This is a genomic window from Amycolatopsis mediterranei, assembly GCF_026017845.1.
Lineage (GTDB): Bacteria > Actinomycetota > Actinomycetes > Mycobacteriales > Pseudonocardiaceae > Amycolatopsis > Amycolatopsis mediterranei.
This window is the reverse complement of sequence record NZ_CP100416.1, coordinates 4,718,233-4,732,326: the sequence shown is the minus strand read 5'-3', so window position 1 is coordinate 4,732,326 and position 14,094 is coordinate 4,718,233. Positions and strand designations below refer to the sequence as shown.

At 73.5% G+C, this 14,094-nt stretch carries 14 protein-coding genes and 1 pseudogene; 11 read left to right on the top strand and 4 right to left on the bottom strand.

The window, feature by feature from the left end; genetic code table 11:
• The first annotated feature begins 3 nt into the window (after positions 1-3).
• Genes ISP_RS21820 through ISP_RS21810 form a run of 3 tightly spaced genes read left to right on the top strand, consistent with a single transcriptional unit; the run spans position 4 to position 2,953 of the window.
• The gene (locus ISP_RS21820; RefSeq protein WP_013225912.1) at positions 4-1,098 is read left to right on the top strand and encodes an acyl-CoA dehydrogenase family protein; all 1,095 of its coding nucleotides are present in this window, start codon (positions 4-6) and stop codon (positions 1,096-1,098) included.
• Positions 1,095-2,117, top strand: a complete 1,023-nt coding sequence (locus ISP_RS21815; RefSeq protein ID WP_230468884.1) for an HAD-IIIC family phosphatase — start codon at positions 1,095-1,097, stop codon at positions 2,115-2,117. The genes ISP_RS21820 and ISP_RS21815 overlap by 4 nt, the downstream gene beginning before the upstream one ends.
• Entirely contained in the window at positions 2,114-2,953 is an 840-nt protein-coding gene (locus tag ISP_RS21810; RefSeq protein ID WP_013225910.1) for a 3-hydroxyacyl-CoA dehydrogenase family protein, read from the top strand. The genes ISP_RS21815 and ISP_RS21810 overlap by 4 nt, the downstream gene beginning before the upstream one ends.
• Here ISP_RS21810 and ISP_RS21805 read toward each other — a convergent pair.
• The gene (locus ISP_RS21805) at positions 2,938-3,774 is read right to left on the bottom strand and encodes a PaaX family transcriptional regulator (protein WP_013225909.1); all 837 of its coding nucleotides are present in this window, start codon (positions 3,772-3,774) and stop codon (positions 2,938-2,940) included. The genes ISP_RS21810 and ISP_RS21805 overlap by 16 nt on opposite strands.
• Positions 3,775-3,913: 139 nt before the next feature.
• Between ISP_RS21805 and ISP_RS21800 the strand changes: the two genes are divergently transcribed.
• From ISP_RS21800 to ISP_RS21790, 3 genes are all read left to right on the top strand, one after another.
• Positions 3,914-5,227, top strand: coding sequence for an MFS transporter (locus ISP_RS21800; RefSeq protein ID WP_014467055.1), 1,314 nt, complete (start codon positions 3,914-3,916; stop codon positions 5,225-5,227).
• Positions 5,224-6,570, top strand: coding sequence for an alpha/beta hydrolase (locus ISP_RS21795; RefSeq protein ID WP_013225907.1), 1,347 nt, complete (start codon positions 5,224-5,226; stop codon positions 6,568-6,570). The genes ISP_RS21800 and ISP_RS21795 overlap by 4 nt, the downstream gene beginning before the upstream one ends.
• A gap of 118 nt (positions 6,571-6,688) precedes the next feature.
• Positions 6,689-7,297, top strand: a complete 609-nt coding sequence (locus ISP_RS21790) for an NAD(P)-dependent oxidoreductase (protein WP_034285367.1) — start codon at positions 6,689-6,691, stop codon at positions 7,295-7,297.
• Positions 7,298-7,319: 22 nt separating this feature from the next.
• On the opposite strand, the gene ISP_RS21785 is transcribed toward ISP_RS21790, so the two are convergent.
• Positions 7,320-8,219 (bottom strand): LysR family transcriptional regulator, encoded by a 900-nt coding sequence (locus ISP_RS21785; RefSeq protein ID WP_013225905.1) that lies wholly within the window; start codon positions 8,217-8,219, stop codon positions 7,320-7,322.
• 34 nt (positions 8,220-8,253) lie between these two features.
• Between ISP_RS21785 and ISP_RS21780 the strand changes: the two genes are divergently transcribed.
• The gene (locus ISP_RS21780) at positions 8,254-9,033 is read left to right on the top strand and encodes an inositol monophosphatase family protein (RefSeq protein WP_013225904.1); all 780 of its coding nucleotides are present in this window, start codon (positions 8,254-8,256) and stop codon (positions 9,031-9,033) included.
• 10 nt (positions 9,034-9,043) lie between these two features.
• On the opposite strand, the gene ISP_RS21775 is transcribed toward ISP_RS21780, so the two are convergent.
• On the bottom strand, positions 9,044-10,213 hold the full coding sequence (locus ISP_RS21775) for a serine hydrolase domain-containing protein (protein ID WP_013225903.1): 1,170 nt from the start codon (positions 10,211-10,213) through the stop codon (positions 9,044-9,046).
• Between the two features lie 87 nt (positions 10,214-10,300).
• Between ISP_RS21775 and ISP_RS21770 the strand changes: the two genes are divergently transcribed.
• Positions 10,301-10,957 (top strand): response regulator transcription factor, encoded by a 657-nt coding sequence (locus ISP_RS21770; RefSeq protein ID WP_013225902.1) that lies wholly within the window; start codon positions 10,301-10,303, stop codon positions 10,955-10,957.
• Positions 10,954-12,063, top strand: a complete 1,110-nt coding sequence (locus ISP_RS21765) for a sensor histidine kinase (RefSeq protein ID WP_013225901.1) — start codon at positions 10,954-10,956, stop codon at positions 12,061-12,063. Before ISP_RS21770 ends, ISP_RS21765 begins: the two co-directional genes overlap by 4 nt.
• Positions 12,064-12,119: 56 nt before the next feature.
• Here ISP_RS21765 and ISP_RS21760 read toward each other — a convergent pair whose 3' ends face one another.
• The gene (locus tag ISP_RS21760; RefSeq protein WP_014467054.1) at positions 12,120-13,055 is read right to left on the bottom strand and encodes an extracellular catalytic domain type 1 short-chain-length polyhydroxyalkanoate depolymerase; all 936 of its coding nucleotides are present in this window, start codon (positions 13,053-13,055) and stop codon (positions 12,120-12,122) included.
• Between the two features lie 198 nt (positions 13,056-13,253).
• On the opposite strand from ISP_RS21760, the pseudogene ISP_RS48290 reads away from it, so the two are divergent.
• Both ISP_RS48290 and ISP_RS21750 read left to right on the top strand, forming a co-directional pair.
• Positions 13,254-13,448 (top strand): annotated as a pseudogene (locus ISP_RS48290) (PaaX family transcriptional regulator C-terminal domain-containing protein); the annotation flags it as partial.
• A gap of 67 nt (positions 13,449-13,515) precedes the next feature.
• A complete protein-coding gene (locus ISP_RS21750; RefSeq protein WP_013225899.1) occupies positions 13,516-14,088 on the top strand; it encodes a PaaX family transcriptional regulator C-terminal domain-containing protein in 573 nt (190 codons plus the stop codon).
• The last annotated feature ends 6 nt before the right edge of the window (positions 14,089-14,094 follow it).

The window sequence follows — 14,094 nt, the reverse complement described above, 5'->3', positions numbered from 1 at the left end:
ACAATGGACTCCGCCGCGTTCGCGGCCGGGCTGCGGCCGGAAGCCGCGGGCTGGGACGTCCGCGGCGCCCTGCCCGCCGAAGTCCTCAACGCGGTGGCGCACGCCGGTTTCCTGGCCGCCGACCTGCCCGCTTCCGCCGGCGGCGCCGGCCGCACGCAGCCCGAGCTCGGTGCGCTCTGCGCCGACTTCGGCGGGGTGTGCAGTGCCTTGCGCGCCCTGATCACGGTGCAGGGCATGGTCGCCGCGGCCGTCCTGCGCTGGGGCACCGCCGAACAGCGCGCCCGCTGGCTGCCGACCCTCGCGCGCGGCGACGTCCTCGCCGGGTTCGCGGCCACCGAAGCCGGCGCGGGAAGCGAGCTCTCCGCGGTGACGACGTCCGCCGAGCGTACGGGCCGGCAGATACGCCTGCGGGGGCGCAAGCGGTGGGTCACCTTCGGGCAGCTCGCCGACGTCTTCCTGGTGCTCGCCACCTGCGCGGGCCGTCTCGTCACCGTGCTCGTCGAAGCCGACCGGCCGGGGATCACGGCCGAGCCGGTGCGGGGCCAGCTGGGGATGCGCGCGGCGCAGCTGGCCCACGTGGGGTTCGACGACGTGCTCGTGCCCGCCGGAAACCTGCTCGCGCCACCGGGATTCGGCCTGTCCCACGTCACGGCGACGGCGCTGGACCACGGCCGGTTCACCGTCGCCTGGGGCTGCGTCGGCCTGGCGGACGCCTGCCTGCGCGCCGCCGCGGAACACGCCGCGGGCCGCGTGCAGGGCGGCGTCCGGCTGGCCGGGCACCAGACCGTGCGCGCCCTGCTCGGCCGCAGCCTGGCCGACACGAGTGCCGCGCGCGAGCTGTGCGCCCGCGCGGCAGTCCTGCGGGAGAACGGCGATCCGGACGCCGTCGCCGGGACCGTGCTGGCCAAGTACGCCGCCGCCCGGTCGGCCGCCGCGGTCGCCGACCGGGCCGGGCAGGTGCTCGGCGCGGCGGGCTGCGCGGAAGACAGCCTGGTGGGCCGGTTCTTCCGCGACGCCAAGGTCATGCGGATCATCGAAGGCCCCGACGAAGTCGCCGAACAGCAGCTCGGCGAGTACGCCTTGCGGTGGCGGCCGTGAGCACCGTCAAGTGCCTGGTCTGGGACCTCGACGACACGCTCTGGGACGGCGTGGTGCTCGAAGGCGACCGGCCGCGGCCGTTCCCCGCCGCGGTCGAGGCGCTGCACACGCTGGACCGGCGCGGCATCCTGCACGCCGTGGCGGGCCGCGGCGAGCTCGCCCGCGCCACCGGGCACCTGGCCGAACACGGCCTGGCGGAGCTGTTCTGCGCGGTCGAAGTCGGCTGGGGCGAGAAGTCCGCGGCGATCCGCCGCATCGCCGCGGAGCTGAACATCGGCCTGGACACCATCGCCTTCGCCGACAACGACCCGGCCGAGCGCGCCGAGGTCGCCGCCGCGCTGCCGATGGTCCGCTGCTACCCCGCCGAGCGCGTCGGCGAGCTCGCCGGCCTGTCGGAGTTCCGGCCGGAGCTGGTGACCGGTGAGTCGCGCCGGCGCCGCCACCGGTACCTCGCCGAACGCACGCGGGCCGCGGCCGAGCGCGCCTTCCCCGGTTCCCCGCCCGAATTCCTCGCCTCGCTCGGCCTCACGATGACCGTGCGCGCCGCCACCGAGGCGGACTTCGCCCGCGCGCACGAGCTCACCCTCCGGACCCACCAGCTCAACACCACCGGCCGCACCCTCGACACGGCCCAGCTGCGCGAACTGTGCGCGGCCGCGGACCACGAGGTGCTCGTCGCGGACGTGACCGACCGGTTCGGCGCGCACGGCACCGTCGGGCTCGCCGTGCTCCGCCACGACGGTGCCGACGTCGTCCTCGAGCTGCTCCTGACGTCGTGCCGGGTGCTCAACCGCGGGATCGGCACCGTCCTGCTCGGCCACCTCGTGCGGGACGTCCTCGCGCGCGGACGGCGTCCGGTCGCCCGCTTCGTCCCCACCGCGGCCAACCGGATCATGCTGGTGACGCTGCGGTTCGCCGGATTCGCGCCGGCCGGCTCCGACGTGCTGGTCTTCGACCCGCGGCGGCCGCCACCGCCGCCGCCCGGGCACGTCCGCATCCTCGACGGGAGGGACCGGTGAAGATCGGGATCGTGGGGGCCGGGGTGATGGGCACCGGCGTCGCGCAGTGCTTCGCCGCGGCCGGGCACGAAGTCGTCGTCGCCGACACCGACCCGCGGGCGCTGGACCGGGGCCCGGAGCGGATCCGGGCCGGCCTGCGGATGGCGGCGCTGCTCGGCGACCGCCCGCCGGCCACGGTCCCGGACCGGATCCGGTGGACCGGCCGGCTCGACGAGCTGGGCGGCAGCGAATTCGTCGTCGAGTGCGCGGCGGAACGCCTGGCCGTGAAGGAAACCCTGTTCGCCGAACTCGATCGGCTCTGTCCCGCCGCGACGGTCCTCGCCTCGTGCACGTCCGCGGTCCCGATCGGCCGCCTGGCCGCGGCGACCGCCCGCGCCGACCGTGTCATCGGCACCCACTTCATGAACCCGGCGCCGCTGAAGGACACCGTCGAGGTGGTCCGCGCGGCCGCCACCGGCGCGGAGACCCTGCGCGCCACCACGGATCTGCTGACCGGGCTCGGCAAACGCGCGATCGTGGTCGCCGACGGCCCCGGCTTCGTCGCCAACCGCGTGCTGATGGCCACGATCAACGAGGCGATCGCGACGGTCGGGGACGGCGTCGCCGACGCCGCAACGGTCGACCAGGTCTTCGAGAAGTGCTTCGGCCACGCCATGGGCCCGCTGCGCACGGCCGACCTCATCGGGCTCGACGTCATCCTGGACACCTTGGTGGTGCTGCTGGAGTGCACCGGGCAACCGATGTACCGCCCGTGCCCACTGCTGACCGAGCTCGTCGGAACGGGCAGGCTGGGCCGCAAGACCGGCCGGGGCCTGCACGCCTACCCGGGAGGCTGAGCCACGATCGGCAGCAGTTCGAGCGTCTCGTCCGCCAGCCGGTCCGCACCCTCGCGGAAGTCTTCGTCGAGCTTGCGGAACAGCGTCTCGGCCTGGATGGCGGGCCAGTCGCGGGGCAGGTGCCCGGCCGGCAGGTGCGGATCCCGGCGGACGACGTGCAGCCAGTCCGAGTGCAGCATCAGCCGGCGCGTGAGGTCGTCCGGGAACGCCGGCTTCCCGCCGTCCCACTTGTCCAGGAAGTCGTGGTAGCGCGCGGCGATCGTCGCCGTGTCGAAGGCTTTGCCGACGAGCTCGGCCGCTTCCGTCGGCTTCGCCGGGTGGGCCGTGAAGACGGTGACGTGCCCGTCGAGGCCGAGCTGCTCGACGATGGCCGTGACGTCCCGGACGCCGGGGGCGACCCACAAGCCGTTCTGCAGCAGGCCGAATCCGGCCCAGGTCAGTTGCCGGCGCAGGTCGTGCCGGTCGCCGCGGCGGGTGTCGGGCAGGGAAAAGCCGACCAGGGTCCAGGCGCCGTCCTCGGCCCGGTTGACCGCGCCGGTCTCCCAGATCCGCCGCCTGCCGTCCTCGAGGACCGCGGCGAGGCGCTCGCCGAGACCGAAGTAGACCTTCCGCCCGTGCCGGTGGCGGGTCAGCAACCCGGTGCCCGCCATGCGGGTCAGCGTCGAGCGGACCGCCTCCTCCGAGACGCCGACGCGGCCGAACACGTCGATCACGCTGCCGGAATAGATCGCGCTCGCCCGGCCGAGCAGGTGGATGCCCAGGAACGTGAGCATGACGGACTTCGGGCGGGGCCCGGAGCCGGTCTCGGCGGGATGCGTCACGACCGTCAGCCTAACCGGCCCGGTCACCACCTGATGTTGTGCAGAATATTGACGGCCGTCATCGTGCTGACTAACGTTGGGGCCCGCTCCCCCGAAGCACGGCCCCCCAGACCCGCCCCCAAAGACGAGGGTGAACCTCATGAGCACTCAGCTCCGCAGAGCGGTCGCGTCCAGCTTTCTCGGCAGTCTCATCGAGTACTACGACTTCCTGCTCTACGCCACGGCGAGCGCGGTGGTCTTCGGCAAGGTCTTCTTCGCCGACCTCGATCCGGCACTGGCGACCGTCGCCAGCTTCGGCACGTTCACCACCGGCTATCTCGCCCGCCCGCTCGGCGGCCTGATCTTCGGCCACTTCGGCGACCGCCTGGGCCGCAAGCGGATGCTCGTGCTGACGATGACCCTGATGGGCGTCGCGAGCTTCCTGATCGGCCTGCTCCCCGGCTACGACCAAATCGGCCCGGTCGCCCCGCTCGGCCTGGTCCTGCTCCGGGTCGTCCAGGGCATCGCGGTCGGCGGCGAGTGGGGCGGCGCCGTGCTGATGTCCGCCGAGCACGCACGCTCGCGCCGCGGGCTGTGGGCCGGCTTCACCAATGCCGGCGCGCCGAGCGGCATGGTCGTTTCGACGCTCGTCATGTCCGCCACCGCCGGGCTCACCTCCGAAGCGGACTTCCTCGCCTGGGGCTGGCGGATCCCGTTCCTGTTCAGCATCGTCCTGCTCGCCATCGGCCTGTTCGTGCGCTCCCGCGTCGACGAGACGCCCGCGTTCCTGGCCGCCCGCAAGGAAGAACGCCGCCGGCTCCCGGTCGTCGCCGTGCTGCGGGACCACCCGCGGGTGCTGCTGCTGAGCGTCGGTGTCGGGCTCGCCGCGTTCGTCGTCCAGGCCACGCTGACCACCTTCGTGCTCGCTTACGGCGTCCAGCACGGGCACCCGCGACAAGAGGTGCTCAACGCGCTCACCCTGTCGTCGGCCTGCGCGGTGGCCGGGATCCTGCTGTGGTCCGCGCTGTCCGACCGGATCGGCCGCCGCCCGGTCGTCCTGGCCGGCGTGGCCGCCATGGCGGTCTTCGGGTTCCTGCTGTTCCCGATGGTCCGCAGCGGCAGCGGCCTGCTGCTGGTCCTGGCGCTGGTGATCGGCCAAGGTGTGATCCACCCGATGATGTACGGCCCGCTGGCCGCGCTCTACTCCGAGCTCTTCGCCACCGAAAACCGGTACACCGGCGCGTCGCTGGGCTACCAGCTCGCCGGGCTCGGCGCCGGGTTCGCCCCGCTGATCTTCGCCGAGCTCCAGCGCGCCAACGGCGGCGGTTCGACCACGCCGGTGTCGTGGACCATCGCCGCGTTCTGCGTCCTGTCCGCCGGCTGCGTGCTGGCGCTGCGGGAGACCCACCACCGTGACCTCGCACCGGAGCCGGCCGTCCCCGCGGCCGCCCAGCGGGAAGGGAACCGAGCATGAGCAAGTGGCTCCGCCGGATCGGCGTCCTCGCCACGGCGACGCTGACCGCGTTCGGCCTCACCACGGGAAGCGCGGCGCAGGCCGCCACCCCCGTGCACTACACCGGCGTGCTGCCGGACGGCGCGAGCTGGGTGGCGGACGTGCCGGGCGCCTGGAACGGCACCGTCATCCTCTACAGCCACGGCTTCGGCCCCCTGGTAGCGCGCGACGCCCCGGACGAGCCGACCGGGCAGGCCCTGCTCGCGGCCGGCTACGCGCTGGTCGGCTCGTCCTACAGCGGGACGTCGCTGTGGGCGCTCGCCTCCGCGCCGCGCGACCAGTTCGCCTCGCTCGACGAGCTGGTGCGGAAGATCGGCGAACCCCGCCGGACCATCGCGTGGGGCACGTCGATGGGCGGGCTGGTCAGCGCGCTCGAAGCCGAGTCCGGCCACCGGCGGCTCGACGGCGCGTTGACCACGTGCGGCCTGGTCGCCGGCGCGCTGAACCTGAACAACTACCAGCTCGACGGCGAATACGCGCTGTCCCGCCTGCTCGCGCCGGCGCAGCCGGTGAAGCTCGTCCGCTACGCGAGCGCCGAGGAAGCGAGCGCGGCGGGCGCGGCGCTGACGAAGATCGTCACCGACGGACAGGGCACCGCGGCCGGCCGGGCGCGGATCGCCCTCGGTGCCGCGCTGATGAACACGCCGCCGTGGCTGACCGGTGAAGCGCCGCCCGGGCCCGCCGACTACGCGGGTCAGGAACAGCAGCAACAACAGGCCCTCGCGCAGTTCGTGCTCGGTTTCGTGGTGCCCGGGCGCTACCAGATCGAACAGGCGGCCGGCGGGAACAGCGCGTTCAACGCCGGAGTCGACTACCGCGCCCTGCTGTCCGGCAGCCCGCTCGCGCGGCAGGTCCGGGCGCTGTACCGCACCGCGGGCCTCGACCTCGACGCCGACCTGGCCGAGCTGACCCGCCACGCGGACGTCACGCCCGACCGGCAGGCCGTCGGCACCCTCGCGCGCACGTCGATGGCGACCGGACGGCTCCGCGTTCCGGAGCTGAACCTCCACACCACCGCCGACCACCTGGTCCCGGTCGAGCAGGAGAACTCCTACGCCCACCGCGTCCGCGCGGCCGGGCGGGAACCGTTGCTGCGCCAGGCTTACGTCGGCGCGGCCGGGCACTGCGCGTTCCGGCCGTCCGAGACCCTGGCGGCGTTGCACGCCCTGGAATCCCAGGTCGACACCGGCCACTGGCCCGACCTCCGGCCCGAGCGCCTCAACGCGGCCGCGGCCGCACTCGGCGCGCCGGGCCGCTACCTCCGCTACACGCCGGCCCCGCTCACCGGCTCGGACCGCCGCTGAAGACCGCCGCTGAGGCAAGGGCGCGGCCGGTTCGCGGCCGCCCCCTTGCGTCTCGGTAAATTTACCCTTTCCAAACTTGCATTTGATGTTAAGCTGCGGCTTCCCTAGCGTGGTCGGCATGAACCTCACCGTCCTCGCGGCGTCCGGCCGCACCGGACTCGCCCTCACCCGGGAAGCCCTGCGGCGCGGGCACACCGTCACCGCGATCGCCCGCGACCCGGGCCGCATCGCCGTTCCCGATCCGGCAGGTCTGCACCGGGTGGCGGGCGACGTCGAAGATCCCGCGAGCATCGCCGCCGTCGTCGACGCGGACTCGATCGTCCTTTCCGCGCTCGGCACCGACCGGGCGGGCACCCTGCTGGCCGGGGCCAAGGCGGTGGTCGCCGCCGGGCCGCGGCGGATCATCTGGCTCGGGGCCTACGGCACGGGCCGCTCCGCCGAGGCGGCCGGCGAGGCCGCCGGCATGCTCTCGAAGCTGCTGGGCGACCGGCTCGGCGACAAGGTCGAAGCCGACGGCACCGTGCTGGCGGCCGGCGGCACGGTGTTCCACGCCGGGCTGCTCGACGACGGACCGGAAAGCCCGCACCGGCGCACGGTCGGGCTCGAGGCCGCACCGCCGCTGGACCTGACGGCGACGATCAGCCGGGAGACCGTGGCCGCGGCGATGCTCGACGAGGCCGAAACCCCGCGGTTCGCGGGCGCCGTCGCACTGGTGCTGCCCGCCTAGCGCGGCCACGGCGGTCGCCGCGCTAGGCGGCGGTGATCTCCTCGAACGCGGCCCGCACCTGGTCGCGCAGCCACGTGTGGGCCGGGTCGGAGTCGTAGCGCTGGTGCCAGGTGCCGCAGATCTCCGCCGCCGGGGATTCGGCCGGCAGCGGACGGGTGATCAGCCCGAACGCGTCGATCAGCGGCCGGCCGAGGACGGCCGTACAGCTGACCAGCACGTTGCTGCGGACGGCCAGCTGCAGCGCGGTGGCGAGGGTCGCCACCGACGCGACGACCCGGCGGCGCAGGCCGTCCGCGGCCAGCACCTCGTCGATCGGCGCGGTGAGCCGGCCGCGGCGGGAGACCAGCACGTGCGGGTGCGCGGCGAACGCCGCCAGGTCGAGGCCGTCGGCACCCGGGTGTCCCGGGCGCATCGCCACGACGAGCGTGTCGGCCCCGAACACGGCCGACCGGAACTCGGGCAGGTGCGGCCGGCCACCGCCGATCTCCAGGTCGACGCGGCCGTGCCGCAGGTCGTCGGTGTCGGCGGAGTGTTCGGCCAGCACCCGCAGCTGGACGCCGGGAGCCTGCTCCTGGATCCGGCCGGCCAGCACCGGGACCACCGACGTGGCGAGGGCGTCGTGGCACTGGATCGTGAACGTGCGGTCCAGTTCGCCGAGGTTCAGCTCGCGGGCCGGCAGGAGCACCTCGCGAGCCTGCCGGACCAGCCGGTGCACGTCCTCGCGGATCGCCATGGCGTACGGCGTGGGCACCATCGCGTGGCCGGTGCGGACCAGGATGTCGTCGCCGGTCACCGCGCGCAGCCGGCCGAGGGTGCGGCTGACCGCGGGTGAGGACAGGTGCAGCCGCTCGGCCGCGCCCATCACGCTGCCCTCTTCGAGCAGCGCGTCGAGCACCGTGAGCAAGTTCAAGTCGAGTTGCACGAACCCAAGACAACCACAGGAGTTGAGCCGAACCATGAGCCAGGACCTGCTCACCGCCACCGCCGCTGCCGTCCGCGAGGCGGGGGCCCGGATGCTGGAGCGCTACTCCCCCACGTCCCGCCCGTCCGGGCTGACCGAACTGCCGGCGGCCCTGCACGCCAACGACGCCGCCGTCACCGACGTGCTGCGGCCGGCGTTGACCGCGATCCGGCCGGAGGCGCAGTGGCTCGACGACGAACACGGCTCCGGGCCGATGCCCGCGGGCGAGTGGTGGCTCATCGACCCCGTTGGCGGCAACATGAACGCCGTGCAGGGCATGCCCGACTGGAACATCGGCGTGAGCCTCGTCCGCGACGGGCGTCCCGTGCTGGCCGTGCTCTTCTTCCCGGTGCTCGACGAACTGTTCACCGCCCGCGAAGGCGGCGGGGCACACCTGAACGGCGAGCGGCTGCGGGTCTCCGCCAAGACGTCGCTGGACGGCGCGCTGACGGGCACCGGCCAGGCCCAGGCCGGCCAGGACGCCGAGCTGCTCGCCCGGATGGGCGCCTCGTTCGCCGCGATGTCCGAGGCCGCGCTCTACGTGCGGATCTCCGTCCCGGTGACCCACCAGCTCGCCCAGGTCGCCGCGGGCCGGATGGACCTGCACTGGCAGTTCGACAACGTCCGCTCCCACGCGGCCGGCGTGCTGCTGGTCCAGGAAGCCGGTGGCGTCGTCACCGACCTCGACGGCGGGCCGTGGGACCTGACGAGCCGGGCGTACCTGGCCGCCGCGCCCGGGGTGCACACCGCCGCGCTGAAGATCCTCACCGCCTGACGGCGCCGGGTCACGCGGTGATGAGGTCTCGCGCCTTCTTCACGACCGGTGAGGGCCCGCCGTCGTAGTCGTAGTTGCTGAGGATCACCGTCACCCACCCGGTGTCCGGGTACATCTGGAAGTCGGTCGACGTGCCGGGGGCACCGCCACCGTGGCCGGTCACCCACTGGCCGCCGACCAGCAGCGTCACCGGGCCGTAGCACTGGAAGACGGCGTGCGGCGCCCCGGGCGTGCCGCCGGGCGGCGGCGGGCCGGGCTGCGGCGGTGGGGGCACCTTGCCGTTCAGCGTGATGCCCGTGAAGGCGCGGTCGAGCAGCTTCGAGCCCTGCAGCGCGGCCGCGAAGTTCGCCATGTCGGCGCACGTCGCGAACGCGTCGCCGGCGGGAGTGCCGACGTACAGCCGTTGGTCGATGGTGTCGGTGCGTCCGCCGGACGGCTGTTTCGCGTAGGGGTGGGCGATGCGGGGGTCCGTGTGCCACTGCGGCCGGGTGTAGAAGTCCGTGGCGGTCATGCCGGCCGGCCGGAACACGTGCTCGCGCACGTAGTCGTAGTAGGACGTCCCGGACACCTGGGCCACGATCGCGCCGAGCAGGTGGTAGGCCGCGTTGCTGTAGCGGGACCCGGCTCCCGGCGCGAACTCCAGTGAAGTGCGCCGGATGTAGTCCGTCGTGCCGGTCATCACCTGATCGGCGTCGGTCCAGGTGAGCGCTTCCTCGAGGTACCCGGGCATCGTGAAGGTGTCACCGAGCCCGGACGTGTGGGTGAGGAGGTGGTGGACTTGCACCGTGTCGGCGATCTCGGCCGGGAAACCGCTGAGGAACGTGCCCAGCGTGCTGGTGTACGCGATCTTGCCGGCCTGCGCGAGCTGGGCGATGGCCACCGCCGTGAAGAGCTTCGTCACCGAGGCCATGGCGAACCGGGTGTCCGGGCCGTTGGGAGCGGCGTCGTTGGCCCGGCCGTAGGACCTGGCCAGCACGGGCCGTCCGCGGTGGACCAGCAGCAGACTGCCGGAGAACGCATCCGCGGCCGCCTGTTCCCGGACGAACCGGTCGAACGCGCGCACGTCGACGGAGGTGGAGCTGAGGGTGGTGCCGGAGGCCGCTCCGGCGACAGCGCCGGTGGCGAGCAGCGCGCCGGAGGCGCCGAGCAGGCCGAGGACGGATCGTCGTGTCGTGGTCATGGCCGAAAGGTCTACCGAGCCCGGCCGATCGAGGACCGATGGCCGGCCCATACGTGATCCATATGTCGCGCGCGGGACACTGGCCGGGTGCGGGTGCTGCTGGTCGAAGACGAGCAACCGTTGGCCAAGTACGTCGCGGCCGGGCTGCGCAAGCACGGGTTCGCCGTCGACGTCGCGTTCGACGGGCGCACCGCCCTGGACAAGTGCACGGTGACGCCCTACGACGTCGTCGTCCTGGACCGGGATCTGCCCGTGGTGCACGGGGACGCGGTGTGCCGCGAGCTCGCCGGGCACGGCACGGCGCGGGTCCTGATGCTCACCGCGTCCGGCACGGTCGAGGACCGGGTCGAGGGGCTCACGCTGGGCGCCGACGACTACCTCGGCAAGCCGTTCGCCTTCTCCGAGCTCGTCGCCAGGGTGCGCGCGCTGTCCCGCCGCAGCACACCCGCGATGCCACCGGTCCTGCGGGCCGGCGGCGTGGTGCTCGATCCCGCGCGGCGCACCGCGGAGCGGGCCGGCCGGCTCCTGCACCTGACGCCCAAGGAGTTCGGCGTGCTCGAGCACCTGCTCGCCGCGGACGGCGCGGTGGTGAGCGCGGAAACGTTGCTGGACAAGGTGTGGGACGAGCACGCCGACCCGTTCACCAACGCGGTCCGGATCACCGTCGGCACGTTGCGGCGCAAGCTCGGCGACCCGCCGCCCATCGAGACCGTGCCGAGCGCCGGCTACCGGATCGTCCCGTGACCGCCCGCGGCCGGCTCACGATCCTGTACGCCGCACTGGTCTTCGCCGCCGGCACCCTCTTGACCACGCTCACCTACCTGCTGCTGCGCGGGAACGGCGGCCATCGGATCTCGGTCGTCACGCTCGGCCCGTCGCCGGCGGGGCCGGACGCGATACCGCCGTTGCCGCCATCGGTCACGGCGGTCACCCTCACCGGCTTCATCACGCAGGCCGCGATCGCGCTCGCGGTGGTGACGGCGCTCGCCGCGGTCGCCGGGTGGCTGGTGGCCGGGCGGGTGCTGCGGCCCATCCGCACGATCTCCGCCACCGCACAACGGCTTTCGGCGGAGAACCTGTCCGAGCGGGTGCCGGTCACCACGCCCCTCGACGAGCTCGCCACCTTGGCCGGCACCGTCAACGGGATGCTGGACCGCATTTCCGACGGCGTCGCCGAACGCGACCGCGTGCTCGCGAGCCAACGCCTGTTCACCGCCAACGCCGCCCACGAACTGCGCACCCCGCTGACCACCATGCGCACCGCCATCGACGTCACCCTCGACAGCCGGCCCGGTACCGCGGAACTGCTGGCCATGGCCGCCGACGTCCGGACCGCCGTCGAGCAGAGCCGGCGCACCCTCGACGGGCTCTTGGCGCTGGCCCGCAGCCAGGCCGGCGCCGGTGTCCGGCACCGCGTCGACCTCGCCGAGGTTGTGGCCAACAGCCTCGACGGGGTTGACCTCACCGTGCGGGCCGACCTGCGGCCCGCGCCGGTCCGCGGTGACCCGGTCCTGCTGGACCGCCTGTGCGGCAACCTGGTCGACAACGCCGTTCGCCACAACCGGTCCGGAGGCCACGTCGAGGTCGCCACCGGCGGCACCGACGGGCGGGCGTTCCTGCGCATCGGGAACAGCGGCGTGCCGATCCCGCCGGAGGCCGTCGACCGGCTCCGGGAGCCGTTCGTCCGCGGCGACGGCACCCGGATCCACACCGGCCGCGGGACCGGCCTCGGACTGTCCATCGTGGACGCGATCGTCGCCGCGCACCGGGGGGAGCTCACCCTCGCCGCTCGTCCGGCCGGTGGGCTGGACGTCGTCGTCCACCTCCCGTCCGGCGAACACCTCGGCTGAGCCGGTCCGCGCCGGCGGGGGTGCGGGCCCCGCCGGCGCGCTTGCCGCAAAAGCGGTCAGCCGCTCAGCCCGAAGAAGGTGACGGCGGCCGCGGCCATCCCGGTCGCGGGCAGGCTGTGCCCGGCACCCTGGATGCTGTAGGCCTCCACCCGGACCGTGCCGGAGCCGTCGGCGTAGCGGCGGCGGTTCCAGCCGGCCTGCGGGGTGTCGGCGGACGTCGGCGTCTGGCTCAGCCCGAACACGTTGGTCCACTGCTCGATTTCCTCCTGCAGCAGCGCATACGGCACCAGCGGGTCGGCGGTGCCGTGCCACAGCTGGACGCGCGGGCGGGGACCGGTGTAGCCGGGGTAGGCCTGGCGGACCGCGTCACCCCACTGCTGGGGCGTGCGGTTCGCCCCGCCGCCACCGGTGCACTTGCTGCTCCACGGCGGGAAGTCGGCGGCGTTCGCGAAGCAGCCGAAGGGGACGCCCATGAACGCCGCGCCCGCCTTGAACACGTCCGGGTAGAGGGCGAGCATCTCGTTGGTCATCATGCCGCCGGAAGATGAACCGGTGGCGAAGACGCGGTTCGGGTCGCCGCCGTAGTGCTGTTCGGCGTAGGTCACCATCGAGACGATCGAAACCGGGTCGCTGCCGCCGCCCCGGCGCTTCGCCGCGTCGGACCAGGTGTCGAAGCAGTTCCCGAACCCGGCCTGCTGCTGGGCGCTGGGGTAGATGACGAGGAACCCGTAGCGGTTGGCCAGCGAGGCGAACTCGCTGCCGGAGTAGAAGCCGGGTCCCGAACCGCCGCAGCCGTGCATGGCGACCACGATCGCGGGGTTGGCCGGCCGCGTGTCGGGCACGTAGACGTGCATGCGCATCCCGCCCGGGTTGTTCCCGAAGCCGGTCACTTCCACCAGCGAAGCGGCCGACGCCGGGGCCGGGACCACGGCCGTGACGGCCATCAGCAGGGCACTGGCGATGGTCACGAACGCCGTTCTGAATCCACTCATCGGTGACCTCCGGTCGGCGATCCCCCTCGCGACTGAGGTTAGGCAGATTCACAACGACCGTCAACAATTCATCAACCATTTCTGGGAACCGAAACTTTCGAACTCGGTAATCGTCCTGAATTGCCGGACAAATCGATGATGATCGTCGGTAAAACAGCGAACAATCCGGCGCGGTAGGTTGGACCCCGGAGGTGGCGCATGCTCGAAGCGGCCGGCTGGGCGGAAGACGAGGGCGTGCCGGGCGTGCGGCCCGAGGCCCTGCTGCTCACGCTGTTCGGCGACCACGTGCTCGACCGCGGGATCGCCGTGTCGACCGGCGGGGTCATCGCCGCGCTCGACCGCCTCGGCGTCGGCGAACACGCCACGCGGGCCACGCTGAGCCGGATGAGCCGCCGCGAGCTGCTCCGCACCGTCCGCCGCGGGCGGCAGGCGTTCCTCGGCCTGACCGCGCAGCACCGCGGTGCTGCGCGACGGCCAGCGCAAGCTCGACGGCGACGTCGTCGACCGGCACTGGGACGGCCGGTGGACGCTGCTGACGTTCTCGGTGCCGGAAACCCGGCGCGCGGACCGGTACGCCCTGCGCACCCGGCTGGGCTGGTTCGGGTTCGGCCCGCTGCGCAGCGGGCTGTGGGTCTCGGCCTCGGCCGCCGACATCGCACCGGCACTGGCCGAACTCGACCTCCTCGACCACGCCGAGGTGTTCCGCGCCGAGCCGTTCATGTGGACCGACCCGGCGCGCATCGCCCGCGAAGCCTGGGACCTGCCCCGGATCGCGGCCGGCTACGAGCAGTTCCTCCGCCGCTGGACCGGCAGCGCACCCGGCGAGCCCGGCGACGAGCTGTCCCGCCGCATCCGGCTGGGCGCGGAATGGCTCCTGCTGATCCGCCGTGACCCGGTCCTGCCGCCGGCACTGCTGCCACCGGACTGGCCGGGCACGCGCGCCGCGGCGCTGTTCCGGACCCTGCGTCACGAATGGACGCGCCCGGCCGAGGAGCTGGCGGGCGGCCTCCTCGAGTCCCTCGTCGACGACTGAGGCGTG